Raw genomic sequence first — 25524 nt, forward strand, 5'->3', positions numbered from 1 at the left:
GACCTAGGTCGTGGGAACGGCGCCTGTGGAGATGATTAACGTGCGCATCGATCCAATCGCCGCATCAATTAGCGGCAATCAATTCGGGTTCTGCGTTCTGATCGCCTGACCATGTGCATCCGTACCTGCTCGCGACTGGCGAAGCCCGGCCTTGTAAGCGGTATGAGGACTGAACGCAACGCAGTCGGCTGGCCACACTATGGTGCTGCGGCCGGAGGACGCAAAATGCCTCTGAAAACACGGCGGGGCTGATCCGAGGAACTTCCGGTTCGACAGGGGAACGGTCTTGCAGCGCTGCGCTGCCGACCTATTAGCGTTTCCTCTTCAGGCCCGCCGAATCGAGTTTGCCTGAGCGGATCGGGGCTTCGGCTTGTCTTGCCCGCGCGTCCCGGAAGGCGTGTGCCACGCCTCGAGAAGCATCTTGAGAAACTGGCTCGCGTGAGGAGATAGTGTGGTCCCGCGCCTGCGCACGATTCCGATCGTCCGCGACACCTCCGGCTCGATCAACCGAACGGTGTGAATGATGGGGTGACCGGCGGCGGGCGTCGCAAGCTTCGGCAGCACCGCGATGCCGAGTCCCGCTTCGACGAGGCCAAGCGAACCGGAGAGGTGAGCGACCTCATAGGACCAGTTCAGCTGCAGGCCGTGTCGCGCGAGCGCATTGTCGATCAGCGCGCGATTGCCGCTGTTGCGACCGACGGTGATGACCCGGTGTGACACAATCTCTGACCAGCTGACCCGTTTGCGCGATGCCAACGGATGGTCATGACGGCAGGCCAGGACGAAGGGGTCCTCAACCAGTTTCTCGAATTCGATCTCGGCATGCGAAGCACCGATGAAATTGATGCCGAAGTCGGCTTCTCCGCGCGCGACCGCTTCCAATCCTTCATTGGCACCGATGTCCAGAATCCGGATGCGAATGCGTGGATACGTTTCGGCAAACCGGCCGATCGCACGCGGCAGGAAGTAGAACACCGCTGTCGGCACCGCAGCCACCGAGACCAGGCCCGAACTTCGCGCGCCGATATCGTGGATGGCGAGCACCGAGGTCTCGAACTCGTCGATGAGGCGGCGCACCTTCGGCAGGAAATCACGGCCGGTCATGGTGAGATTGACGTGACGCGTCGAGCGTTCGAGCAGCGGCGCACCGAGGCTTTCTTCCAGCTTCTGAATGCGTCGGCTCAGCGCCGGCTGCGACAGGTTCAGCGCCCTGGCGGTGCGCACGAAGCTTCCCGTCTCCGCCACGGTGATGAACGCCTTGAGGTCGAGAAGTTCTGCGTTCATGGCAAGCTCCATTGTATCGATAATCGGAATAATACATCGGATATTTGCATTTCACAAAAGAGTTCTGTCGAGGGATGCTCCGGATCGAGCGAAGTTGTCGCGAACGGAACAGCTCCATGAACGATCAGATTGCCATTCCCTGTGTGGTCATGCGTGGGGGCACCTCGCGCGGGCCGTTCTTCCTGGCCCGCGATCTTCCGGCCGACCCCAAACTGCGCGACGCGATCCTGCTATCTGTGATGGGAGGGGGGCACGATCTTGGAATCGACGGGATCGGCGGCGGCAATGCCGTTATCAACAAGGTCGCGATCGTTGGACCGGCATCGGTGCCAGGCGCCGATGTCGACTACCTGTTCGCCCAGGTGCGTGTTCGTGAAGGCATCGTCGATACCTCCCCGAACTGCGGAAACATGCTCGCGGGGGTGGGGCCATTCGCAATCGAAGCCGGCCTGGTCGCCGCCGCCGCGGATCGCACCCATGTGCGGATCCACAATGTTAACACCGGCAAGCTGATTGACGCGACCGTTCCGACCCCCGCAGGGCGCGTGACTTACGACGGCGAGGCGCGGATCGACGGCGTACCGGGAACGGCCGCGCCGATCGAGCTGTCGTTCCCCGACGCGGCCGGCGCAAGCACTGGTCGTCTCCTGCCCACCGGACGACCGGTCGATCGCATCGAAGGGATCGATGTGACCTGCATCGACGCGGCGATGCCCGTTATGCTGGTCCGCGCGGCGGATCTGGGGTGGACCGGCCGTGAGGCTCCCTCGGACTTCGCCGACGGAGGCTTTCGCGCGCGCCTCGAAACTTTGCGCATCGAGGCCGGATGCCGGATGGGCTTTCCAAATTCCGCGACAATGGTGATTCCGAAGCCGGTTCTGATTGCGCGCGGAGGCGAGGCGACGTTGAGCACCAGGTATTTCATGCCGCATGACTGCCATAACGCGCTGGCGGTGACCGGCGCTGTCGCGATCGCGACGGCATGCGTCACGCCCGGGACGATCGCGGCAGAGATGGTCGGACCATTGGCGCCGCCGGTGCCGATCACCCTCGCCCATCCCTCCGGCCAGCTCGTGGTTCGGCTGGAGCCCGGCCCGGTTGCCCGGGTGCTGCGGACGGCCCGGCGAATCTTCGAGGGCCACGTCTTCGCCCGTCGATCGCACGTGCCTCATTTGGTGCTGGCGGCCTGAAGCCGGGCTGCTTTTAAACCTCAAGAATAACACAAGGGAGAAACGAGAATGCAGATGCGAGCGACGGCTGGGTCCGCGAGCAGCGAGCCGCGAAAGCCGTTCTACCGGATTCTCTACGTCCAGGTGCTGATCGGTCTCATGCTGGGTGTCTTCACGGGCCATTTCTGGCCCGAATTCGGCGCCGCGCTGAAGCCCTTTGGCGACGGCTTCGTCAAGCTGGTCAAGATGATGATCGCGCCGATCGTATTCTGCACCATCGTGAGCGGCATCAACAGCATCAGCGATTCCCGCGAGGTCGGCCGCGCGCTGGTGAAATCCATGGCGCTGTTCTACCTGCTGACCGTGCTCGCGTTGCTGGCCGGGCTGATCGCCGTGTCACAGATCCAGCCGGGCGTTGGCATGCATGTGTCCGTCAATACGCTGGATCCGTCGGTGGCCGCGAAATTTACCAAGCAGGCAGGTGCGACCGGATTTGCGGACTTCATGCTGCACATCATCCCGCACTCCTTCTTTGGAGCGTTCGCCGATGGCGAAGTGCTGCCGGTGTTGCTCGTCTCCATCCTGATCGCCTTTGGCCTGAGCCGTGCCGGCGATGGCGGCGTTGTGGTGACGAAAGCGGTCGAGTCGTTCTCACAAGTGCTGTTTGTGTCCTTCGGCTTCATCATGAAGCTCGCTCCGCTCGGTGCCTTTGGGGCCATGGCGTTCACCGTGGGGCGCTACGGCATCCGATCGATCGGCTCGCTCGGACTGCTGATTCTGACCTTCTATATCGCCTGCTCTGTCTTCGTGGTCGTCGTGCTTGGGACGCTGGCGCGGCTGAACGGCTTCAGCCTGTGGAAGACGATCCGCTACTTCAAAGAAGAGCTGCTGATCGTGCTCGGCACGTCGTCGTCGGAGCCGGCGCTGCCGGGCGCGCTGCGCAAGCTGGAGCAGCTCGGATGCCGGAAAGGCGTGTCAGGGCTCGTGTTGCCGTTGGGCTATTCCTTCAATCTGGACGGCAGCGCCATTTACCTCACCCTGGCGTCCATCTTCATCGCGCAAGCCTGCGACATTCATCTGTCGTGGGGGCAGATCGCGGCGATGCTCGGCCTGATGCTGCTGACGTCCAAAGGGGCGGCAGGTGTCACCGGCAGCGGCTTCGTTGCGCTTGTCGCGACCCTCTCCGTCATGCCGGATCTGCCCGTGACCGGCGTGGCGCTGCTCGTCGGCATCGACCGCTTCATGTCGGAAGCGCGGGCGCTGACCAGCATGATCAGCAACTGTGTCGCGGCCATCACTATTTCGCTGTGGGAGGATGCCTGTGATCGCGAAGTATTGGCCCGTGAACTGGGGCAGAGCGTCACGCGCGAGGTCGGGGCGGGGACGGCGATCGGCGGAGCAACCGTGGTGCAGGAGAACGAGAGCTGGATTTCGACGACGCAATCGGCCGCTTGAACCCGAAGAGAGCGACGCCGATCACTCTAGTTGGACTTGGCGTTTTCCTTGGCGTTCTCCGCCGTCGGCGAGTCTGCCGGGGCGGGACGCTTGGCGGTGCCGGTGATGCGCTCGATCGCGGAGCGCACGGCGTCGCCCGCCTTGCGGTCCTTGAGCATGTCGAGCAGGGGCGCGGACGCGGGCGAGCGGCGGATCAGGCTTTCCGGATCGGGAAAGATCAGGGGATCATCCCAGGGGCCCTGCACCACGAAGGGCAATTCGAAGCCCGAGGCGCTGTTGAGGCTCGCCACGCCCTTCATGTCGTATTCGCGCGTCGGCACCGAGGCGGTGCCGGTCATCGTGATCTTCGCCGCCGGTCCTTCGACGCGGATGTCCTCGGCGGTGGCGACCCCGTCGGAGAATTTCACCGCGATGGTGAGATTGTCGTAAGGCGTCGAGCCGTTGCGGAAATTGCCGCCACCGGACAGCGGCCGGCGCTCCAGCCGCTTCAGGAGCTGTTCGGCATTGAAGCCCGAGATCGCGCCGTCATGCCCGGTGACGGTGGCGCTGCCATCGAGCGACTGCACGAGGCCGAACGGGCTCGAGCCGGAGGCAACGAGGGAGACGTTGATGTTGCCGCGGCCGGACAGCTTGTTGAGGCCGAACAGTTCGGAGGCGCAGGCCTGGAGGTCGACGTCGGTGAACTGGAATTGCGCCTTGATATCGGCGACGGTGTCGGCGCGCGCGATGCCGAACGAGCCCTTGGCGATACCGCCATAGACCTGGGCCTCGCCCACCGAGAGCGCCAGCGTGCCGTTGCGCAAATTGGCGCCGATCGCGGTGCGGCCGAGCTTCGACGGCCCGACCGTCAGCCGCGCCGCCGACAGGCGCATGTCGAGGTCGGTGGTCGAGAGCCCGTTGAGATCGAACAGCTGCCTGTTCCAGTCGCGCGCGCCACTCGCGAGCAGGCGGAAGGTCGAGATATAAGGCGTGAAGTCGAGCGCGTCGGCGGCGAGCGTCGCCTGGAGCGTCTGCCGGCCGTTGTTGGCGTAGGTCATGACGCCCTCGGCGGCGTTGCCGTCGAGCTCGACATTGACGTTGGTAAGCGCGATCGAGGCGCCGACGACATTGGCGCGCGCCTTCAGCGCGAAACGGCCGAAGCCGCCGCTGCCGGGCTGCGGCTGGCCGGTCCAGCGCAGCGCGTTGCGCAAGGACGGGCTGTCGATCGTGAGCGTGCCTTCCATCATCGGGCTGGTGCGGTTGGCGACGCTGCCGTCGAAGGCGAGCTTGAGCGGGGCGCTGGCGATCCGCGCCTTCAGGCCGGAACGGTCGCCGGAGAGGGCGGCGACGAAGTCGGCGAAGCTGATCGAGCCGTCGACGCGTTCGCCGCGCCAGTCGAACTGGCCGGTCGCGGCGAAGGAGCGCGAGATCGAGGGCCAGGCCAGCGACAGGTCGATGTCGTCGAACTGCTCGGTGGCGTGCGTGGCGGCGTCCTCGTAATTGAGCACGCCGTCCTGGATCCGGATCTCGGAGAACGAGACCTGATTTTCGGCGCCGGGCTTCATGGTGCGCGCAATGGTCTGGATGAAGGGCGTCCAGTTGCTCTCGCCGTCCGGCTTCAGGCTGACATGGATGCGCGGCCGCAGCAGCGTCAGGTCGGCGATCTCGAACCGTTGCAGCAGCAGCGGCAGTAGCCGCAGATTGGCGGTGAGTACGTCGACACGGAGCGCGGGGTCGCTGGTGCCGCCGCCCTTCAGGCCGACGTCATGGAAGGAGATGTAGCTCGCCGGCAGCACCGAGATGTCGATGGGGCCTGCGACACTGAGCTCGAGCCCGGTGACGTCGCGGATCTGCGCTTCCACGGCCTTGCGCAGCGCGTCGCGGTTGATGAGCCAGGAGGTCGCGATCAGGGCGATCAGCGCGACGCCGAGCAGCGCCGCGATCGGCGTCCCGAGGCGCTTCATTCCTTGGGCCATGGTCAATGGCGTGTCCTGATCGGGTTGGTCGTTGGAGCCAAAGGGGCGGGCCGGGAAACCCGCGCGCCCCACGCCCAAGCCTTGTTACGTCACAAGTCCTGTTATGTTAAGTGCCGCAACTTGATGGGTTTTCTTGTCGCTTTCAAGGCCGGGGACGATCCTGCCCACGGCGTGGGCAGCTTCTACCACCGCCCCGCGGAGCGGAGAACCCCGTATCATTGACGGCTTCGGACGATTTCGCCTAATAATCGCCGCCAATAAGGCGCGACGCCCGCAAGCCGAAGGTTCAGTCGAGGTTTTTGCATGAACAAGGTCTATCCCGACGCCAAGTCGGCTCTCGACGGCATTTTGAAAGACAACATGATGATCATGTCGGGCGGCTTCGGCCTCTGCGGCATCGCCGAGGAGCTGTCGGACGCGATCCGCGAGTCCGGCGTCAAGGGGCTGACGGTCGTCTCCAACAATGCCGGCGTCGACGGCATCGGGCTCAGCCGCCTGCTGGAAACCCGGCAGATCAAGAAGATGATCTCGTCCTATGTCGGCGAGAACAAGCTGTTCGCCCAGCAGTTCCTCGCCGGTGAGCTGGAACTCGAATTCAACCCGCAGGGCACGCTGGCCGAACGCATCCGCGCCGGCGGCGCCGGAATCCCGGCCTTCTACACCAAGACCGGCGTCGGCACGCTGATCGCCGAAGGCAAGGAAGTGAAGGAGTTCGACGGCGAGAAGTACCTGATGGAGCGCGGCCTGTTCGCCGACCTCGCCATCGTGCACGCCTGGAAGGGCGATACCGCCGGCAACCTCATTTACCGCAAGACCGCGCGCAACTTTAACCCGATGATGGCGACCGCCGCCAAGATCACCGTGGCCGAGGTCGAGCATCTGGTTCCGGCCGGTGAACTCAATCCCGACCACATCCACACGCCCGGCATTTTCGTGAAGCGCATCGTCGAGGTCGGCACGGCCAAGAAGCGCATCGAATTCCGCAACACCCGCCCGCGCACCGCCGCTTAAGCGTCAGGAGACTCACATGGCCTGGACCCGTGAACAGATGGCTGCGCGCGCCGCCAAGGAACTGCGTGACGGCTACTACGTCAATCTCGGCATCGGCATCCCGACGCTGGTCTCGAACTTCATCCCCGATGGTGTCGACGTCAGCCTCCAGAGCGAGAACGGCATGCTCGGCATGGGCCCGTTCCCCTATGAGGACGAGGTGGATGCCGACCTCATCAATGCCGGCAAGCAGACCGTGAGCGAGCTGCCCTCGACCTCGTATTTCTCGAGCGCGGATTCCTTCGGCATGATCCGCGGCGGCCACATGGATCTGTCGATCCTCGGCGCCATGCAGGTGGCCCAGAACGGCGATCTTGCCAACTGGATGATCCCCGGCAAGATGGTCAAGGGCATGGGCGGCGCGATGGATCTCGTCGCCGGCGTCAAGCGCGTCGTCGTGGTGATGGAGCATTCCGCCAAGGACGGCTCGAAGCTCCTGAAGAAGTGCAATTTGCCGCTGACCGGCGAGCGCGTGGTCGACATGGTCGTCACTGATCTCGCCGTCTTCACCATCGACAAGCACGGCGACGGCGGCATGGCGCTGATCGAGCTCGCCGACGGCGTCTCGCTCGACGAGGTCAAGGCCAAGACCGAGGCCGAATTCCGCGTCGCGCTGAAGAACACGTAAGGTCGTCGCAGAGGGGGCGCGCATGACGATACGGTCTGCGCGTCCCGAAGACGCCGGTTTCATCGCTCAAACCATCCTGCGATCGATGCGTGGCTACCGGCCGCGCGGCTGGTTCGACGTCGCGCTCGGCTGGCCGGAAGCGGAATGCCTCGATTTCATCGCGCGCGTCGCGGCCACGCGCGCGGTGTCGATGTGGCATGTCTCGCAGTATTGGATTGCCGAGATTGATGGTGCGCCGGGCGCGGCGCTATGCGCCGTGCCAGCGGCCGGCACCGGTCCTGCGGCCTGGCGCGCGATCGAGGAAGTCGCAGCCGCGATCGGGCTCGCCGCGTCGGAGCTGGAAGCGATCCGCCAGCGCGGTGGCTATGCGCGCGGCTGCTGGGTTCAAGGCGGCGAGGGCGATTGGATGATCGAGCATGTCGCAATCGATCCTGCATATGGCGGCCGCGGCCTCGTGCAGGCACTGATCGCGCATGCGCTGGATCAGGGGGGGGCGGCTGGGTTTCGACGGGCGACGATCTCGTTCCTGATCGGCAACGTGCCCGCTGAACGCGCCTACGCCAAGGCCGGTTTTGTCTTTGCGGAGGAGAAGCGTGATCCCGCTTTCGAGGCGATCATCGGTGCACCGGGATTTCGCATGTTTACGCGCGCGATTTAAGCGCGCTTGGTCTCCGCATTCGACACTGTCATGCTCCGCGTAGGCCTGGAATACCGGATTGCCCGCCTTCGCGGGCAATGACGCCAGGAGGGCGGCTACGACCTCGCCGCCCACGTCTTGCTCCACCGCGCCGACACGCTCGCGACCCACGACGGCTCCTCGCGCACCAGGCGGAAGCCGAGATTGGCGGGCGGCACGCCCTGCGCGCAGCCGCCAGCGCGGGCGTCGCGGATGAAATCGGTGACATAGGCGCGGTGGGCGCCTTCCGCGATGCGCACGCCGCAATTCACGGTCGCCCGGCCGGCATTGCCGGCCGCGTCGGTCCGCGAGCGCACGAAGCAGGTCGAGGTCCACTCCCAGACGTTGCCGGCGAGATCTTCGATGCCGTGCTCGTTCGCGCCAAATTTGCCGAACGCATAGGCCGTCGTGTCGGAAAGGTCCCGTTCGGATTCCCGCTCATAGCGGCTGATCCAGCGCTTCGAAGGATTGTCCGCGTCCACCGGCGCGCCATCGTCCTTGAAGCGCGAGCCCGCCGCAAACGCCCATTCCGCATCGCTCGGCAGGCGCCACGTCTTGCCGGTCCGGTGCGAGAGCCAGCCCGCATAGGCCTGTGCGTCGTGCCAGCTCACCTGCACCGCGGGGCGATCTGTGGCGATCGCCACGTCACGATCGAGAGCGCGGCAAGCGCCGTCCTGCACGCAAAGCTGGTAGTCGGATGACGAAACCTGATGCCGCATGACGTGCAGCGGCCTCGTGAACCGCATCGCGCGCAGCGGCGCTTCCGCCTGCTGCCCGCCCCGCGTGAAATCGCCCGCCTCGCGATAGGACAGATTGCCCGGCGCGATCTCGACGATCGCGGGCTCCGTCGCCGTGCCGCGGACCGCCATGTCCGAGACCAGCGGCGCCACCGCGATCGGTCCTGCGAGTCCGGCCGCGCAAGCCAGGACCAGTTTCAGCTTGAATGCGATCAGCATGTCGTCCCCCGAAAGGAAGAAGGGGCCGGTGATCCACCGGCCCCTTGTCGCGTCTAGTTGGTGTTGGCCGGGATTTCCGCAGGCGCCTTCACCTGGGTCATCAGATCGTCGTTCCACTTGCCTTCGACCTTGAAGTGCGCGGTGGCGCCGAGGTCGGCGGCCTCGATCAGGTTATGCGTGACATAGGCGTAGATGCCGGGCTGCATGAACTTGTACATCGCAGCCCCTGCCGAGCCGCCGCGGATGAACCAGGTCTCCAGCCCGACCTCGGGTGCATTGCCGAATTTGCCGGTCTCCCAGACATAGTCGCCATGGCCGCCGATCAGATGCGGGCGGCTGTCGCGATTGGCCTGCGAGTGCACGATCAGCACGTTCTCGCCGACATTGGCGGTGAGCGCATTCTTGCCGGTAAGCGCGCCGACCTTGCCGTTGAACACGACATGGGATGGGATCAGCTTCTTCATCATCTCTTCGGTGTCGGTGAAGGCTTCGCCCGGCGAGTCATAGGACTTGAAATTGCCCTTCTCGTCGCGCGGCACGTACATGTCCTGCTCGCCGACATAGTAGACCTTGTCGTATTTCAGCGCGTGGCCCTTGCCGTCGTTCAGTCCGTCGCGCGGCAGCACCATCACGGCACCGTTCATGCCGGAGACGACGTGCCAGGGGATCATCGGGCCGCCCGGCGCGCAGTGATAGACGAACACGCCGGTCTTGGTCGCCTTCCAGCGCAGCACGACCTGCTCGCCGGGATTGATCAGGGTGAGCGCGCCGCCGCCGAGCGCGCCGGTCGCGGAGTGAAAGTCGATGTTGTGCGGCATGGTGTTGGTCGCGGGATTGACCAGCGTCGTTTCGACGTAGTCGCCTTCATGCACCACCATCAGCGGGCCCGGCATCGAGCCGTTGAAGGTCATCGCCTGGAAGGTGGTACCCTTCTCGTCGATGACGACCTTCTTCTCCTCGATCGTGAGCTTGAACTCCACGATCTTGGGGCCCTGCTTGGTCGCCTGCTCGTGCGCATGCACGAACGGCGGGGCCACCAGCTCCACTTTCTGGCGCGGCAGTTTGAGATCGTCGGCGGCCAGGGCGGGTGTCGCCAGCATCAGGGCGGTCGCGGCGGCGCTGATCAATGCGGCTCTGCGGGTGAACATCGGAAGCATCCTTCATCTGAAATGGTTTTGATGACGGGATGCAGTGTGCGCCTGTTACGGCAAGAGTGTTTGCGCTGCAACAAGCTTTCGCCGGATTCGCCTCCGCAACAGTACTTAGATCCTTCAACGGAGCAGGATCGGCGACACCACGTTGACCGCGTCCGACGGCGTGATGCGGATGTCGAGGCCCAGCGACCATCGGCCAGACAGCGGCGCCGACATCCTGACTCTCCACTGATCGTTGCCGACGCGTTCGGCGTTTGCGGTCATCGGCGCCACGCCGTGCTCGGGGTTGCCGAGCGTGACTGCAACGGCGTCGGCGCTCAGCGGCAACTCGTTCGCATCTTCGAGCTGGATTGCGATCTCGACCGGACCGGCACGACCGGGCAAGACCGTGACGTTCGCCATGGCCTTCTCGGCATGAAGATGGGTGAAGAAACTTTCGTCGGCTTCGGAAACCATCGCGGGCGGAGCGGCCGCCGCCGGCTCGGGGTGGTGCGCGGGCTGCGCGATCTCCGTGCGCTCTGTTTTCTCCGGCGCCTGCGCGCCGATAGCCTGTACGTCGAGCGTCACTTTCACTTCGCCGGCATGCTCGAACGACAGCGTCACCGGTACCTGGTCGCCGACACGAAGTGGAGCATCGAGGCCGATGAACATCAGGTGTCCGCCGCCGGGGGCAAGTTTAACGATTTGTCCGGGGGCGATGACGAGCCCGTCGATGAGCGGGCGCATGGTCATGACGCCGTTGTTGACGGCCATTTCGTGGATTTCGGTTCGAAGCGCATGGGCGGCCGATGCGGTCTGCAACCGCTCCGGCGCGTGGCCCCTGTTCTCGATCGTCAGATAGCCGCCGGCGACCTTGGCTCCCCCGGGCGTCGCCCGGCTCCAGGCCTTGGTGATGACGAGATCGCCGCTGGTCGTGTCGGCGGCGAAGGCGGGCGGCCAGACAAGGCATGTCAGGGCGACCGCGCCGGCAAATGCGCGTTTGGATGAGATCATGATCGAGGCCTTCGCGAAGACGCGGCTATAGCAAATGAATGGCAACCCAGACCGCGGCCCAGATCGCCAGCGACAGGACGGCGAGGACGACGATTACGGCGGCCAGAGTGTGCACGATACCGGCCGGGGCCGGCGAGGCCGGGACCGGCCGGAAGTCGTCGAAACGCGGGATATGGCCGCGGACGTCGAGCAGGGAGAAAATCAGTTCGAGTGCGAGAAGCCTCATGGCAAACGCTCCGGATGCCGTGCGAATTGCCCGTGATCATTGCGCGGAACCGTCCGCTGCGCTTTGCGCGAGCGCAATGTTTGCGGTGCCCCGGTCCGACTTTGCGCGAGCGCAAGGTCGCTTCCGCAAATCCGGGTTAGCTGAATGCATTCCGTGATTTGCCGCGGCTCCGCAAGCGGCCGAAATTTACGAATGGGTAAGATATGAGAGCTGATCTCGCAGTGAGCTACGGCGAAGAAAGACTGCCTCGCTACACGAGCTATCCGACCGCGCCGCACTTCTCGCCGGTCATCGACGCCGGTACCTACGCCCGCTGGCTGTCCGAGCTCCCGGCCGGTGCCAGCGCGTCACTCTATCTGCACGTGCCGTTCTGCCGCGAGATGTGCTGGTATTGCGGCTGCCATACCCAGATCGTCCGGCGCGACGATCTGATTGCGGCCTACCAGCGGACGCTGCGCAGTGAGATCGCGCTGGTCGCCGAGACCATCGGCCGCCGCATCAAGGTCGAGCATATCCATTTCGGCGGCGGCACGCCGACGATCATGGCGCCCGAGGCTTTTGCCGAGTTGATGGCGGCGATGCGCCAGGCGTTCTTCGTACTGCCATCGGCCGAGATTGCCGTCGAGATCGATCCCCGCACGCTGACCGCCGACATGGTCGAGGCCATGCGGCTGTCCGGCGTCAATCGCGCCAGCCTGGGGGTGCAGAGTTTCGACCCCATCGTGCAGCGTGCGATCAACCGCATCCAGAGCTTCGAGCAGACGGCTGCCGTCGTCGACATGCTCCGGCATGCCGGCATCGCGGGAATCAATTTCGACCTGATCTACGGGCTGCCGCATCAGACCGTCGCCTCGTGCCTGGACACGGTGCGGCGCAGCCTCTTGCTCGCGCCCGATCGCTTCTCGGTGTTCGGCTACGCTCACGTGCCTGATTTCAAGAAGCACCAGCGCATGATCAACCAGGGCGCGCTGCCCGACGGCCCGGCGCGTCACGACCAGGCCTGTGCGATCGCGAATGCGCTGAAGGAGGCCGGTTACGTGCAGATCGGGCTCGATCATTTCGCGCGACCCGACGATTCCATGGCCGTGGCCTTCGAGGAGCGGACGCTGCGGCGCAATTTCCAGGGCTATACCACCGACCAAGGCGAGGTCCTGCTCGGCTTCGGCGCGAGCGCCATCGGACATCTGCCGCAGGGTTACGTCCAGAACGAGGTGCAGATCGGCGCCTATGCGCAGAGCATCGGCGCCAGCCGCCTCGCCACCGCGAAGGGCTATGGGCTCACCGACGACGACCGGCTGCGCGCCGACATCATCGAGCGCATCATGTGCGAGTTCAGCGCCGATCTCGGTGATATCTGCGCGCGCCACGGCGCAGAGCCCGAGGCGATGCTCAAATCGGCGTCGCGTCTGAAACCGCTGATTTCTGACGGCGTCGTGAGGCTGGACGGCGACCGGCTCGCGGTCGCGAACGACTCGCGCTTCCTGGTCCGCAGCGTCGCCGCCGCGTTCGACGCGCATCTGGATCCGGGCAAGCAGCTGCATAGCCGGGCGGTGTAGCTGCGTCATTCCGGGGCGCGCCGCTTGGCGCGACCCCGGAATCCATTTCACCGCACAGCTTGCTGCCCGATGGATTCCGGGTTCGCGCCATCCAAGTCGGCTGTTGCCGACTTGGATCTTAGAGTCTTCCGAACTCGGGTAAACCCGGGTTCGGTGGCGCGCCCCGGAATGACGAGCCGAGGAACTGGCAACAGCTTGCGCTCCAACAAAGAAACCACAGCTCGCTCCGCTATCGTCGTTTCGGAACGGAGTTGTCCATGCCTTTTGGATCCGACGATCTGGTCGATGACATCATGCGCACGGCGCCGCACACGATCCGCGTGTTTCTTGCTTTCAGGCTGGCCTGCGTCGGCTGCCCGATCGCAACCTTCCACACGGTGGAAGACGCCTGCCGCGAGCACGGCATCGACCGCGACAAATTCCTCGCCGCGCTCTGCGACTGCGTGCCGGCGTGAGACGGTCTGGAATTCGCGCGGGCCGCGTGCGGATTCCCGGGTGAGGGAGCGCTTTCGCCGTAAGCGAAAGCGGCTCTCACCCCAATCTTCGGGAGCAGGGTGAACCTGCCGGCGCAGCCATCATGGCGCGCCGCTGTCGGGGCTCCGCTCCGCCAGCACGACGATCCTGTGCGGTTCGCGCAGGATGATGCGCTGGCGGCCGCTCTCGACGAGGCCCTGCTGTTCCCAGCCGCTCAGGATGCGGCTCACGGTGTGCAGCGTGGTGCCGGTCATCTGCGCGATGTCCTGGCGGCTGATCGGGAAGTCGATCTCGATGCCGTGGTCGAGCTTCTTGCCGGATTGCTTGGCGAGGCGCAGCAGCGCATGCGCGATGCGTTGTTCGACTTGCTGGGTCGACATTTCCAGTATGCGGGTGTGGCTCTCCTGGAGCCGCGTGCCGACGGTCTGGAGCGTGTTGGCGGCGAGCGCCGGAAACCGCTCGACCAGCCGCGGCCAGGCCGAGGTCGGCCAGATCAGCACCACGCTGTCGTCGACAGCCATCGCAGTAGCGGGGTAGCGCCCGGCTCCGATCGCCATCGCGAGCCCGAACGTCTCACCGGGCGCGACGTAGCGCACCACGATCTGCTCGCCGGTCGGCGTGGTCTTGGCCGCGCGGACGTGGCCGTGCAGCAGCAGGAAGAAGGACTGCGCGTCTGCGCCCTGCTCGAAGATGGCGCTGTTCTTGGGATAGCGCGCCGAGCGGGCCTCGCGCAGGATCTCGTCCAGGGCTTCCGGCGTGACCCCGGCAAACAGCGGCAAATGCGCAACCAGCGATGTGTCGACCTTGGCCATTCTGCCTCCTTGGCGCTCTGGAGTGTGATGGCACCTGCAATCGTCTGGTAGTTTGCGATAGCGCAAAACCCGCCGGCCGGGGCGGCAGTATTTTTCCAGGCAACGGTCTGAATTTACAGGAGTTGCCCCATGGCTGGCGCCCGATCCCGCAACTTTGCGGGCTGGCCGCTGTTCGCGAACAGCTTTCGGCCCTTTTTCCTGCTCGCCGCCATCCAGGCAGGGCTCTCGATCCTGGCCTGGCTGCCGATGTTCTACGGCGAATTGTCGGTGACGTCAGCCTTCGCGCCGCGCGACTGGCACGTCCACGAGATGCTCTATGGCTTCCTGCCGGCGGTCATCACCGGGTTCCTGTTTACGGCGATCCCGAACTGGACCGGGCGGCTGCCGATCCAGGGCACGTCGCTGGGCGCGTTGCTGGCGGTGTGGCTGGCCGGCCGCCTCGCGGTGACGCTGTCCGCCGAGGTCGGCTGGGCGTTCGCGCTTGTCGTCGATGCCGCGTTCCTGGCGCTGGTCGTCGCCGCCGCGACGCGCGAGATCATCGCGGGCGGCAATTGGCGCAACCTTCCCGTGGTGATCCTGGTGCTCGTGCTGCTCACCGGCAATGTCGGCTTTCATCTCGAAGCGCACTACGCGGGCGCGGCCGATGTCAGCATCCGCGTCGGCATCGGCGTGGTCGTGCTGCTGATCGCGCTGATCGGAGGCCGCATCATTCCGAGCTTCACCCGCAACTGGCTGGTCAAGTTCAATCCCGGCCGCCTGCCGGTCCCGTTCGGCCGCTTCGATGGCGCGGTGATCGCATTGAGCGCGTTGGCGCTGATCTCGTGGATCGTGGCGCCGTTGAATGTGGTGACCGGCGCCGCGATGGCGCTCGTCGGCGTGCTGCATCTGGTGCGGCTTGCGCGCTGGGCTGGCGACCGCACCTCGCGCGAGCGGCTGCTCCTGATCCTGCATGTCGGCTATGTCTTCGTGCCGCTCGGTTTCCTCCTGCATGCGTTGGCCGTGTTCGGTGCGTTGCCGCCGAGCGCGGGGATTCACGCCTGGATGGCGGGCGCCGCCGGAACGATGACGCTCGCGGTGATGACGCGTGCGAGCCTCGGCCACACCGGACAGACCCTGACGGCCTCGCCGGCGACACAAGGTATCTACGTCGCGATCATCGCCGCGGCGCTGGCGCGGGTTGCTGCCGTGGTGTGGCCTGCGCATGCCGATGCACTGCTGCACATTGCCGCCTGCGGCTGGGTCGTCGCCTTCCTCGGCTTTGCGATTGCGTTCGGCCCGCTGCTCGCCGGCAGCAGCCGGCGCGCACTGGCCATCATGGGCCTGCCCGCTCCGGCACGATAGAGCTAAGCCGCGGATGCCGAAGGCACGTCGGCCGGCTTGGCCAACGGGCGCACGCCCTTGCGCCATGCGGTGATGGTGCAGCCGAAGCGGCCGCGGAACCAGCGGGCCATCGCGCTTTGCGCGGAGAAGCCGAGCTGCGCGGCGATATCGGCCAGCGGCCGGCCGGGGTCGTCGATCAATTTGACGACGAGATCGGCGCGCTGCGCGTCGAGGATGGCCGAGAAGCTGGTGCCTGACGCGGCGAGGTGGCGGTGGATAGTGCGGCGGGTGCAGGCGAGATGCTCGGCCACGCGCTCGACCGTGCAGTCGCCGCCGGCGAGCAGCAGGCGCACGACCTCGTCGACCTTCTCCTCCCAGCTTGCCGGACGCGTCTCGATCGCCTCGATCCGCTTGCGCAGATAGCTCGCGATCAGCGGATGCGCGCTCGGGATCCGGCGCTCCATGTCGTGCACCGACAGCAGGATCGCGTCGTCCTCGGCGTTGAACGTCACGCGGCAGCCGAAGAAGTCGCGGTAGCGCTTGCGGTCGTGCGGCGGCGGATAATGCAGATGCACCTCCTGCGGCCGCCAGTCATGACCGAACAGCGACTGGATGATGCGGTGGACGCTGCCGAGCGCCATGTCGATCGACTGGCGCGGCGCGCTCGGCTGCCGTCCGCGCAGATGCAGTGCGACGGTCACGGTCTTCTTGTTGCGTGCAACGTCAAGCCGCATGCCGTCATGATGGATATGGATGAAGCGCGAAAACGCCTCGATCGCTTCGCCGACGGTCGCCTGTTCGCGCACGATCAGGCCGACCGCGCCGAAGTTGGTCAGGCCGCCGCGTTCGGCGAGGCGCAAGCCGAAGTCTTCGGCGCCGGACATCTGTGCCGATAGTTCGAGCAGGCGGCGCAGGCCGGTCACGGCAATGGGGGTATCCGGCTTGTCGAGGCAGGTCAGCGGCAGCCTGACCTTGCGCATCATCTGTTTGGGGTCGAGCCCGACCGACCGGGCGACCTCCGGGTAATAGCTCAAGCCTGCGCTGCGAATGAGGTCGGTCATGCAAACCGTTCCTGCCAGCCATTCCCGCAGATGTCCCGAAATGTAAAGTTTCTGTCCCGTTCCGTCAAATCCGGGAACATGACGGAACATACATAAGGGAAACCGAAGCACGGGCGTGAATGCCGTGCTCATGACGCCGGGCGCGATGAGGCCCCGGCCGTCTCGGATCATTTGACCAAGACATTGCTGGATCGGGATTATGCCGGGGAACATGCTTTCCAAGGGCGAGGTATTCGTCATCGACACCGACGCCGCCTCCCGCGAACAACTTTCCGCCGCGCTCCAACAGAGCGCCTATGACGTGATCTGCTTCGCCGACGGCGCGTCCCTGCTCTCGGAAGCGAGGGCGCGGATGCCGGCCTGCGTGCTGCTCGAGATGCCGCCGGATCGCTCCGCCCTCGACGTGCTCAGGCGGCTGCGCGAGGAGAATTGCATGGCGCCGGTTCTGGTGACTTCGGCGAACGGCAGCATCGCCATGGCAGTCGACGCGATCAAGAGCGGCGCGGCCGACTTCATCGAAAAGCCGTTCCGCACCCGCGACGTCGTCAACCGGATCGATGCCGCCATCGACGAGTTCGGGCAGCCCAACTCAAACCGCCAGCGTTGGTTGCCCGGCTGCGAGCCCCTGACGGCGCGCGAAGGCGACGTGCTCGAGCACCTTGCGGTCGGCCTCACCAACAAGGAGATCGCCCGGCGCATGCATCTGAGCGCTCGGACGGTGGAAGGCTACCGTGCCAGCATTCTGAAGAAGGCCGGCGCCCGCAACGTGACCGATCTGCTCCGCCGCATCTTCGGCCAGGGTTCGCCGACCCAAATGTGAAGCTCGGCGCGCGACGCGTTCCGCGGCCATGGTGCCGCCGCAGCGGCGCCCCACGGAAACCCCAATCGAACCAGTTCCTTCCCTGCCGCGTCTCACCACGATGGCGAGGCATTTGATCGCGCGTCCGGCTGGCGGCGCAGCGATACTGGCAGGAGGGACTACATGCGCATCACCGCAAAATGTCTGGCAACGACGAGCCTGGTTCTGGTGACCACGGCATTCGCGTTGCCGTCGTGGGCCGCCGATGTGGACGCCACATCGGCCATCGATACCGTCACGGTTTACCCGGATGGTGCCACCGTCACTCGCATCATCACGGTCGACCTGCCGTCCGGTGACTCGACGCTCGTTGCCAAGGACTTCCCGCTTGGTCTCGATACTTCCTCCATCCGGGTGGAGGGTGAGGGTGGTGCAAAGCTCACCATCGGCACGATCGATGCGCGAACGCCGCGTGCGGCGCCGGTCAACCTGCCCGAGCTGGACAAGCGCATCGAGGCCCTGAACGACCAGCGCGCCGACCTGCAAGGCGCGATCGACTCAGCCAATGCCCGGCGCAAATTTGCGGAGCACTTTGCGGAAGCGTCCCCCGCGGGCATCGGCGACAAGGGCGAGGCGCGGCCGATCGCCGAATGGCGCACGGCCTTCGCCGCGGTCGGCGAGGAAATTGCGAGCGCCGATACCGCCGTTCGCGACGCCACGCGCAAGATGCGCGAGATTGATCGGCAGATCGCCCAGCTCGAAGTCGAGCGCAAGGCCAAACCGCCGAGCAAGCTCGAAGTCCGTATGGACATCGCCGCGCCGGCCGCGGCCAAGGCGACGTTGCGGGTCACTTACAATGTGCGTAACGCGCGCTGGCTGCCGCTCTATGACGCCCGGCTCGACACCGGCGCCAAGGACCGCAAGCCGCAGCTGGAGCTGGTCCGCCGTGCCGAAATCACGCAGTCGACCGGCGAGGACTGGTCGAACATCACGCTTGGCGTCTCCACGGTCCGCGTCAGCCGCGGCGGCAGTGCGCCGGAGCTGGGCTCGCTGGTCGCGCAATATCCGCAACCGCCGAAACCAATGGCGCTCGGTGCGGCCTCCGATCTGGCGCGGCCCGCGCCAACTGTCCGCCAGCGCTCGGCGCAGTTCGAGCCCATGTCCAAGCTCGCCGAAGCGCCTGAACCGCGCGAGCGTGCCGACGAGCAGCAGGCGGTTGCCGAGATCGGTGACTTCCAGGCCACCTTCAAGATTCCCGGCCGCGTCAGCCTCGGCGCTGCCGAAGGCGCCAAGGCCTTGCGCATCGCTTCGATGAGCGTGCCCGCCGACCTCGCGGTGCGCGCAGCGCCCGTAATGGACTCGACTGCCTTCCTCGAAGCCAGCTTCAAGCAGACCGATGAGGCGACATTGCTGCCGGGCAAGGTCGCAATCTACCGCGACGGCGTCTTCGTCGGCCGCGGCAAGATCTCGGCCTCGGCCAAGGACGACATCGTGCGGCTCGGCTTCGGCGCCGACGACAAGGTCAAGATCGAGCGCGCTGTGCTGAAGCGCAACGAAGGCTCGGCCGGCTTGCTCGTCACGACGTCGAAGACCGACGAGCGTTCGTTCAAGACCACCGTTCGCAACGGTCACGACTTCCCGATTCGTGTCGCGATCGAGGATCAGCTGCCGGTCAGCGAGAACGAGGACATCGTCGTCGAGATGCTGCCCTCGACCACGCCGCCGACCGCGAGCAACATTCGCGACAAGCGCGGCGTGCTGGAATGGTCGTTCGACGCCAAGCCCGGCGAGGTCAGGGACGTCAACTTCGCCTGGCGCATCCGCTGGCCGAAGGACAAGGGCATGGTGATCGTGCCGGCGGGTTAAATCCTCGCCGCAGACGCAGCCGCCCGCATCGATTGCGGCAGCACGTAAGGAACGCCGTCGGCCTGGTGGACGACGGCGTCGATCTCGAAGATGTCGCGGATGGTCTCGCGCGTGACGACCTCGGTGCGCGGGCCGTCGGCGGCGAGCTTGCCGCCGCTCAGCACGACCAGCCGGTCGGCGAAGCGGATCGCCAGGTTGAGATCGTGCAGGATCGCGATCACGGCGGTGCCGGTGCCAGCGCGGCGGCGCGCGGCCTCGACGAGGTCGATCTGGTGGCGCAGATCAAGGCTCGAGGTTGGCTCGTCCAGCAGCAGAAGCCCCGGTCCATGCTCGGCCTCGCCGCAGGCGAGCTGCACCAGCACGCGGGCGAAATGGGCGCGCTGCTGCTCGCCGCCCGACAGCGTCGGCAATTGCCGTTCGCGGAAATGCGCCAGCCCCACCTCGTCCAGCGCGGCATCGACGAGCCGGCCTGCCTCGCGCGCGCTGCGGTCGCCTGCGCCCATCAGCACGATCTCCTCGACGGTGAAGGGGAAGGTGACGTTGATGTGCTGGGACAGCATCGCGCGTCGCGCGGCAAGCTCGCGCGGCGTGTAGCTGCCGATGTCGCGCTGCTTCAGCCATACCTCGCCCTGGCTCGGACGGAGGTCGCCGGAGAGCAGCCGCAGCAGGGTCGACTTGCCGGCGCCGTTCGGGCCGATGATGGCGACCATCTCGCCGGCCGCAACCGTGAGGCCGACGCCATCCAGCAGCTTCGCGCGGCCGGCGCGCTTGCTTAAGTGTCGCGCCTCGATCACCGCGCTCATAGCGAGGCGAGCCCGCGTTGCCGCAGCAGGATCCCCAAGAAGACCGGGGCGCCGACCGCCGCGGTCAGAATGCCGATCGGCATCTCCGCCGGCGCCACGATGGTGCGCGCCAGCGTGTCGGCGCCGACCATCAGGATGGCGCCGAGCAGCACCGAAGCCGGCAGCAGCAGGCGATGCGCCGGTCCAATGACGAGGCGAAGGAGATGCGGCACGACGATGCCGACGAAGCCGATGACGCCGCTGATCGACACCGCAACCCCGGTCATGGCGGAAACCATGACGATCGAGATCCGCTTGAGGCGCTCGACGTCGACGCCGCCGTGAAAGGCGTCGGCTTCGCCAAGCACCAGCAGATCGAGGCCGCGTCCGATGAAGGCGCAGGCGGCAAGCCCGATGACGAGGATAGGCGCCAGCACGGCGGCCTTGGTCCAGGTCGCGCCGCTCATCGAGCCCAGCAGCCAGAACGTGATGTCGCGAAGCTGGCGGTCGTCGGCGATGAACACCAGCAAGCCAATGCCGGCATTGGTGATGGCGGTGATGGCGACGCCGGCGAGCAGGAAGATCGCGATCGAGGTCCGCCCCGCGCGGCTGCTGATCCCGTAGAGGATCGCGGTCGTAGCCAGCGAGCCTGCGAAGGCGGCGAGCGGCAATAGCTCCGTCTGGAGGACGCGCAACGTCTCGCCGAAACGCGAGTCCGTGAAGACGATCGCGCTTGCAGCGGCCAGCGCGCCGCCGCTGGAGACGCCGACCAGGGCCGGATCGGCGAGAGGATTGCGGAAGAGGCCCTGCATGATCGCACCGGCCGCGGCGAGAAGTCCGCCGACCATCGCGGTCGCCACAATCCGGGGGATGCGGATCGACCACAGCACGAGCTGGTCGCGTGCCGTCATGGCATCGGCGGTCGTGCTGCTCATGACGCCGAGCGCAGCAGGCAGCCGGGAAAGGGGAATGCCGGCTGCGCCGACCGTCAGGGCGACGATGGCGGTGGCTGTGAGCACCGCGAGCAGAAGCGGAATCGCGAACGATGCTGACCGCCGTCCCGCGCTTCGTCGCAGGCTCCGTGCCTCGGTTCCGATCGCGACGCTCATTGCCGGCAATTCGCCGCTGACAGAGCCGACGTGAACGCGCCGCCCGGGTCGGCCAATGCCGGATAGAGCTTGACGGAGAGATCGCGCGCGGCCGCCGCCGTGCGCGGCCCGAAGCCGAGCAGATAAAGCCCGTCCATGGTGATGAAGCTCCTGTTGGCCGCGACCGGCGTCAGCGCGAAGCCGGGATGGGCATAGACCGCGTCGGCCTGGAGCGACTCCTTGCCGCGCTCGATCGACAGCACGAATTCGGGCCTGGCCGCCACGATCGCCTCGTCGCCGATGATCTTGTAGCCGTCGTAATCGTCGACCGCGTTCGCCGCGCCGGCGAGCTGGATGATCTCGTCGGCTGCGGTCTTGTGGCCGGCGACCATGGCACGCCCGTTCTGCAGCGACATCACGAACATCACGCGCACCGGCTTTTTCACCTTGGCGCGCAGCGCGCGGAGCTGGGCGAGATCGGCGCCGACTGCGGCGCTGAGGCATTCGGCGCGTGCATCCACGCCCATGGCGTGGCCGACCAGCCTGATCTTCTCGATCAGGCCGTCCTCGGAAAAGGTTTCGGGCACCAGCACCAGCGGCACCTTCGCCGTCTCCAGGATGTCCATGGTCTCGCGCGGGCCCGATCCCTGGATCGCCAGGATCAGCGTGGGATTGAGGCCGAGCACGCCCTCGGCCGAGATCTGGCGCATGTAGCCGACATTGGGCTTGTCGTGCAGCGCCGCCGCCGGATAAAGGCTTGTGGTGTCCACGCCGACCAGCCGGCTCTCGAGCCCGAGCGCATAGAGGATCTCGGTGATGGCGCCGCCGATCGAGACCGTGCGTGCGACGTCGGCAACAGCGACGTCGCGATTGCGGGCGTCATGCACCGTGATGCCAGCGGCGTGCGCGGCGGAAGCGACTGCGATCGTACCAGTCAGCAGGATCTGTGTGAGGGTGCGGCAAAATGTCATTGCAGGTTACTTCGTCAGGATCAGCTTGTTCTGCGAGGTCAAACGCAGGCGATAGGCGTCCTCGCCATGCGCGATAATGATCTCGCGCTCGTGCGCAAAGAGCTCGCGGCTGTCGATCCGGCTCCCGCGCATGGTGAGGGTTCTCGTTGTCGCGGAAGGACTTTCTGCCGCCCCGCTGCCGCTGTCTCCTGATGTTGCTGACATTGCCCGTGTGATGCGCCTTCGAAATTTCAGATGCCGCCTGTTTGTATAGGCGGCATCTGGCGCATTCCAACGGCGGAAATTTACAATCGATATAAACTGCAACCAGACGTCATTGACCGTCAGAGTGTTGCCACGTTACCAATCATGACAGCGGGCAACATGCCCGCGTCTTAAGAAGATCAGCCAGCCAGTCGTTCGCCTTGCGAACGCACGCCAGCCAAACGACTCCAAAAACTGAAGTGAAGTGCAGGCTGGGGCTGATATGGCTGACGGGGCTAAGTATTCGCGCGCCTTGATTTTGGGTGCGTCGGTGGTTTCAATCGCGGCATTGGCGACGGAGAGCGGTCTCGCGCAGACCGCATCGCCGCAGGCCGAACATGGGTCGCCGGAACGGCCGAAGCAGGCCAAGCGCAAGCCGGCCAAGCCGCTGGCTGCACAGCAGGCAACGCCTGACGCCTTGAACGCCCGTGCGCAGGCGGGCAGCGCCGCGCCGGTGCAGACGCTCGACACCATCACGGTCGCCGCAACCAAGACCAGGGAGCGAGCGATCGACGCGCTCGCGCCCGTCAGCTCGATCTCGCTCGACCAGATCCAGGGTCTTCAGCCGAACCGGCTGTCGGACGTCTTCCATTCGGTTCCCGGTGTTTCGTTCCAGGAGCGCGGCGACGATCCCGCGACCGTTATCAACATTCGCGGCTTGCAGGATTTCGGCCGCGTCGCGGTCGTGGTCGACGGCGCGCGGCAGAACTATCAACGCACCGGCCACAATGCCAACGGCTCCTTCTTCCTCGATCCTGAATTGATCGGCGGCGTCGACGTCGTGCGGGGACCGACCGCCAACATCTACGGCTCCGGCGCGATCGGCGGCCTGGTCTCGTTCCGCACCAAGGACATCAACGACGTGCTGCGTCCCGGCGAGCGCTGGGGTGTCGATCTCTCGGGATCCTACGGCTCCAACAACAATCGCGGCCTCGGCTCGGTATTCGGCGGCGTGCGCGCCACGCCCGATGTCGATATCTTCGGCGGCGCGGTCTACCGCACGCAGGGCAATTACAAGGACGGCAACGGCACCGAGATCGGCAACACCGGCAACCAGGTCGAGGCCGGCCTGATGAAGCTCACCGTGCGGCCGGCCCTCGGTCACGAGGTCAAGTTTGGCGCCGTGTTCCAGGACTATCAATACGATATCGGGCAGTTCAATCGCGGTCCGACGACCACCCAGGCGCTGATTGCGTTGAATCGCGGGTCGTCGGTCTACGCGTCCGATGCCAAGAACTACTCCGGAACCGTCACCTGGAACTACTCGCTTCCGAGCGACAATCTGTTCGACTGGCACATGTCGGTCTACGGCAATCGCACCGACAACGACCAGACCAAGACTTATCACTACGGCACGACACCATCGGCCTATTGCAACGGCGGCTTCGGCAACAACGTCTCGGGCTGCGTCGGCGACAAGCGCGGCTACGTCCTCAATACGTATGGCGTCGACGCCAACAACACCACGCGCTTCAACGTCGGCGACTGGCGCAATGCGCTCACCTGGGGCGTCGACGCGTTCCAGGATGACGTGATCACGACCGATAGCCGCGGCAATTCCAACATCACCACGCCAAGCGGCATCCGCACCGTGTCGGGTGGCTTCCTCCAGTTGAAGCAGAATTACAGCACCTGGCTCGAGGCGGTGAGCGCGATTCGCTACGACCGCTATGACCTGGATTCCGGCAAGACCAGCACCGGCGGTGATCGCTTCTCGCCGAAGATCACCTTGGGTGTGACGCCGGTTCCGGGCTTCCAGCCTTATGTCAGCTATGCCGAAGGCTATCGCGCCCCATCGATCACCGAGACCGTGATCTCGGGCGCGCATGCGACCGGTGGCGGACCGGCCTTCTTCGTCTGTCCGGACGGCACGGCCGGCCTGTTCTGCTTCCTGCCAAACCCGAACCTTCGCCCCGAGGTCGGCAAGAACAAGGAAGTCGGCATCAACCTGAAATACGACAACATCTTCAGCGCCAACGATTCGTTCCGCGGCAAGATCAATCTGTTCCGCAACGATGTCAGCGATTACATCGACCTCGTTGCTTCGGCGCCGGTCGCGGTGCCGCCATTCGGCTCGTTCAGCCAGTTCTATCAGTACCAGAACATCGCCAATGCTCGCATCCGGGGCTTCGAGGCGGAGACGATGTACGATGCCGGCGACTGGTTCATCGGTGTTGCCGGTCACTACATCCAGGGCAAGAACGTCGCGACCAATATCGGGCTTGCGACCATCACCCCGCGCAAGGTCGTCACGACCGGCGGCGTCCGCCTGCTCGATCGTACGCTGATCCTGACGGCGCAGTGGGCCTCGTACGGTCCCAACAACGACGTGCCCGCCGGCTATCTGCCCGCGACCGGCTACGAGCTGGTCAACCTGTACCTGACTTACAACGCGACCAGGGACATCGTGTTGTCGGCCTCGATCGACAACCTCTTGAACCAGTACTACCGGCCTTACGCCATTCCCGGCAGCTCGACCGACGGCACCACGCAGAACGACGTGCTGTGGTCGAGCCCGGGACCGGGCCGGGTCTACAAGGCCGGCATGAAGATCCACTTTGGAGGTGCGTGAGCCGACAGGCGTCGCAACGCCAGCCATCTCCGCCGGGCCGCGCTGATGTTCCAGCGCGGTTTCGGCGCGTTGTCATCTTGATCAGAAGGAGAGACTTTTATGTTCATCGCCATGAATCGTTTCCAGGTGAAGAAGGGCGCGGAGACCGCGTTCGAAACGGTCTGGGCCACGCGCGAATCCTATCTCGGCAGCATGTCGGGCTTCGTCGAGTTTCATCTCCTGAAGGGCCCCGAGGCCGAGGACCACACGCTCTACTCGTCGCACACCACCTGGGTCGACAAGGCGGCGTTCGAGGCCTGGACGCGCTCCGAGGAATTCCGCCGCGCCCATGCCCGCGCCGACAATCGGACCGGCGAGAGCCTCTATCTGGGCCATCCCAAGTTCGAGGGCTTCGAGGTGATCCAGAGTGAACGCAAGGCCGCGGCCGCCTGAGG

The 25524-nt window shown here is 65.5% G+C and carries 23 protein-coding genes and 1 pseudogene; 12 read left to right on the forward strand and 12 right to left on the reverse strand.

Features of this window, described 5'->3' with window-relative positions:
- Positions 1–324: 324 nt before the first annotated feature.
- Entirely contained in the window at positions 325–1296 is a 972-nt protein-coding gene (locus tag AB5K84_RS10345) for a LysR family transcriptional regulator (RefSeq protein ID WP_011089835.1), read from the reverse strand.
- Positions 1297–1400: 104 nt separating this feature from the next.
- Here AB5K84_RS10345 and AB5K84_RS10350 point away from each other — a divergent pair, with 104 nt between their 5' ends.
- Together AB5K84_RS10350 and dctA are read left to right on the forward strand one after the other, a co-directional pair.
- Entirely contained in the window at positions 1401–2474 is a 1074-nt protein-coding gene (locus AB5K84_RS10350; protein ID WP_028173037.1) for a 4-oxalomesaconate tautomerase, read from the forward strand.
- Positions 2475–2528: 54 nt separating this feature from the next.
- A complete protein-coding gene (gene dctA / locus AB5K84_RS10355) occupies positions 2529–3908 on the forward strand; it encodes a C4-dicarboxylate transporter DctA (RefSeq protein WP_085966829.1) in 1380 nt (459 codons plus the stop codon).
- 26 nt (positions 3909–3934) lie between these two features.
- Here the strand turns inward: dctA and AB5K84_RS10360 are convergent, their stop codons facing one another.
- Positions 3935–5863, reverse strand: coding sequence for an AsmA family protein (locus AB5K84_RS10360; protein WP_063921541.1), 1929 nt, complete (start codon positions 5861–5863; stop codon positions 3935–3937).
- A gap of 303 nt (positions 5864–6166) precedes the next feature.
- On the opposite strand from AB5K84_RS10360, the gene AB5K84_RS10365 reads away from it, so the two are divergent.
- Genes AB5K84_RS10365 through AB5K84_RS10375 form a run of 3 tightly spaced genes read left to right on the forward strand, consistent with a single transcriptional unit; the run spans position 6167 to position 8199 of the window.
- Positions 6167–6874, forward strand: a complete 708-nt coding sequence (locus AB5K84_RS10365; RefSeq protein WP_011089830.1) for a CoA transferase subunit A — start codon at positions 6167–6169, stop codon at positions 6872–6874.
- Positions 6875–6890: 16 nt separating this feature from the next.
- On the forward strand, positions 6891–7541 hold the full coding sequence (locus tag AB5K84_RS10370) for a 3-oxoacid CoA-transferase subunit B (RefSeq protein WP_011089829.1): 651 nt from the start codon (positions 6891–6893) through the stop codon (positions 7539–7541).
- A 22-nt stretch (positions 7542–7563) separates the two neighbouring features.
- Positions 7564–8199, forward strand: coding sequence for a GNAT family N-acetyltransferase (locus AB5K84_RS10375; protein WP_011089828.1), 636 nt, complete (start codon positions 7564–7566; stop codon positions 8197–8199).
- Between the two features lie 95 nt (positions 8200–8294).
- Here the strand turns inward: AB5K84_RS10375 and AB5K84_RS10380 are convergent, their stop codons facing one another.
- The 4 genes and pseudogenes from AB5K84_RS10380 to AB5K84_RS10395 form a co-directional block, all read right to left on the reverse strand.
- Positions 8295–9173, reverse strand: coding sequence for an SUMF1/EgtB/PvdO family nonheme iron enzyme (locus tag AB5K84_RS10380; protein WP_011089827.1), 879 nt, complete (start codon positions 9171–9173; stop codon positions 8295–8297).
- Between the two features lie 53 nt (positions 9174–9226).
- Positions 9227–10321, reverse strand: a complete 1095-nt coding sequence (nirK, locus tag AB5K84_RS10385; RefSeq protein ID WP_038965519.1) for a copper-containing nitrite reductase — start codon at positions 10319–10321, stop codon at positions 9227–9229.
- Positions 10322–10855: 534 nt separating this feature from the next.
- Positions 10856–11320 (reverse strand): annotated as a pseudogene (locus tag AB5K84_RS10390) (copper chaperone PCu(A)C); the annotation flags it as partial.
- A gap of 25 nt (positions 11321–11345) precedes the next feature.
- On the reverse strand, positions 11346–11546 hold the full coding sequence (locus tag AB5K84_RS10395) for a hypothetical protein (protein ID WP_011089824.1): 201 nt from the start codon (positions 11544–11546) through the stop codon (positions 11346–11348).
- Between the two features lie 203 nt (positions 11547–11749).
- On the opposite strand from AB5K84_RS10395, the gene hemN reads away from it, so the two are divergent.
- Together hemN and AB5K84_RS10405 are read left to right on the forward strand one after the other, a co-directional pair.
- Positions 11750–13102: an oxygen-independent coproporphyrinogen III oxidase gene (gene hemN, locus AB5K84_RS10400; protein WP_011089823.1), complete on the forward strand. Its 1353-nt coding sequence runs from the start codon at positions 11750–11752 to the stop codon at positions 13100–13102.
- A 257-nt stretch (positions 13103–13359) separates the two neighbouring features.
- Positions 13360–13557, forward strand: a complete 198-nt coding sequence (locus tag AB5K84_RS10405) for a DUF1858 domain-containing protein (RefSeq protein WP_011089822.1) — start codon at positions 13360–13362, stop codon at positions 13555–13557.
- Between the two features lie 120 nt (positions 13558–13677).
- On the opposite strand, the gene AB5K84_RS10410 is transcribed toward AB5K84_RS10405, so the two are convergent.
- A complete protein-coding gene (locus AB5K84_RS10410; protein ID WP_011089821.1) occupies positions 13678–14388 on the reverse strand; it encodes a Crp/Fnr family transcriptional regulator in 711 nt (236 codons plus the stop codon).
- 129 nt (positions 14389–14517) lie between these two features.
- Here AB5K84_RS10410 and AB5K84_RS10415 point away from each other — a divergent pair, with 129 nt between their 5' ends.
- Positions 14518–15729 (forward strand): NnrS family protein, encoded by a 1212-nt coding sequence (locus AB5K84_RS10415; RefSeq protein WP_011089820.1) that lies wholly within the window; start codon positions 14518–14520, stop codon positions 15727–15729.
- 2 nt (positions 15730–15731) lie between these two features.
- On the opposite strand, the gene AB5K84_RS10420 is transcribed toward AB5K84_RS10415, so the two are convergent.
- A complete protein-coding gene (locus tag AB5K84_RS10420) occupies positions 15732–16769 on the reverse strand; it encodes an AraC family transcriptional regulator (RefSeq protein ID WP_011089819.1) in 1038 nt (345 codons plus the stop codon).
- Positions 16770–16968: 199 nt separating this feature from the next.
- Here AB5K84_RS10420 and AB5K84_RS10425 point away from each other — a divergent pair, with 199 nt between their 5' ends.
- Positions 16969–17589, forward strand: a complete 621-nt coding sequence (locus AB5K84_RS10425; protein ID WP_011089818.1) for a response regulator transcription factor — start codon at positions 16969–16971, stop codon at positions 17587–17589.
- A gap of 162 nt (positions 17590–17751) precedes the next feature.
- The gene (locus tag AB5K84_RS10430) at positions 17752–19434 is read left to right on the forward strand and encodes a mucoidy inhibitor MuiA family protein (protein WP_011089817.1); all 1683 of its coding nucleotides are present in this window, start codon (positions 17752–17754) and stop codon (positions 19432–19434) included.
- Here AB5K84_RS10430 and AB5K84_RS10435 read toward each other — a convergent pair.
- Genes AB5K84_RS10435 through AB5K84_RS10450 form a run of 4 tightly spaced genes read right to left on the reverse strand, consistent with a single transcriptional unit; the run spans position 19431 to position 22479 of the window.
- Positions 19431–20237 (reverse strand): heme ABC transporter ATP-binding protein, encoded by an 807-nt coding sequence (locus tag AB5K84_RS10435; protein WP_011089816.1) that lies wholly within the window; start codon positions 20235–20237, stop codon positions 19431–19433. The two genes, AB5K84_RS10430 and AB5K84_RS10435, sit on opposite strands and share 4 nt — an antisense overlap.
- A complete protein-coding gene (locus tag AB5K84_RS10440; RefSeq protein WP_011089815.1) occupies positions 20234–21325 on the reverse strand; it encodes a FecCD family ABC transporter permease in 1092 nt (363 codons plus the stop codon). Before AB5K84_RS10440 ends, AB5K84_RS10435 begins: the two co-directional genes overlap by 4 nt.
- Positions 21322–22275 carry a heme/hemin ABC transporter substrate-binding protein gene (locus tag AB5K84_RS10445; RefSeq protein WP_011089814.1) on the reverse strand — a complete coding sequence of 318 codons (954 nt, stop codon included), beginning with the start codon at positions 22273–22275 and terminating at the stop codon, positions 21322–21324. Before AB5K84_RS10445 ends, AB5K84_RS10440 begins: the two co-directional genes overlap by 4 nt.
- Positions 22276–22281: 6 nt before the next feature.
- Positions 22282–22479 carry a hemin uptake protein HemP gene (locus AB5K84_RS10450; protein WP_038965515.1) on the reverse strand — a complete coding sequence of 66 codons (198 nt, stop codon included), beginning with the start codon at positions 22477–22479 and terminating at the stop codon, positions 22282–22284.
- A gap of 262 nt (positions 22480–22741) precedes the next feature.
- On the opposite strand from AB5K84_RS10450, the gene AB5K84_RS10455 reads away from it, so the two are divergent.
- Both AB5K84_RS10455 and AB5K84_RS10460 read left to right on the forward strand, forming a co-directional pair.
- On the forward strand, positions 22742–25090 hold the full coding sequence (locus AB5K84_RS10455; RefSeq protein ID WP_171463822.1) for a TonB-dependent hemoglobin/transferrin/lactoferrin family receptor: 2349 nt from the start codon (positions 22742–22744) through the stop codon (positions 25088–25090).
- A 99-nt stretch (positions 25091–25189) separates the two neighbouring features.
- Positions 25190–25522 carry an antibiotic biosynthesis monooxygenase family protein gene (locus AB5K84_RS10460; RefSeq protein WP_011089812.1) on the forward strand — a complete coding sequence of 111 codons (333 nt, stop codon included), beginning with the start codon at positions 25190–25192 and terminating at the stop codon, positions 25520–25522.
- The last annotated feature ends 2 nt before the right edge of the window (positions 25523–25524 follow it).

It is taken from the genome of Bradyrhizobium sp. 1200_D9_N1_1 (genome assembly GCF_052075915.1).
Classification (GTDB): Bacteria; Pseudomonadota; Alphaproteobacteria; order Rhizobiales; family Xanthobacteraceae; genus Bradyrhizobium; species Bradyrhizobium diazoefficiens.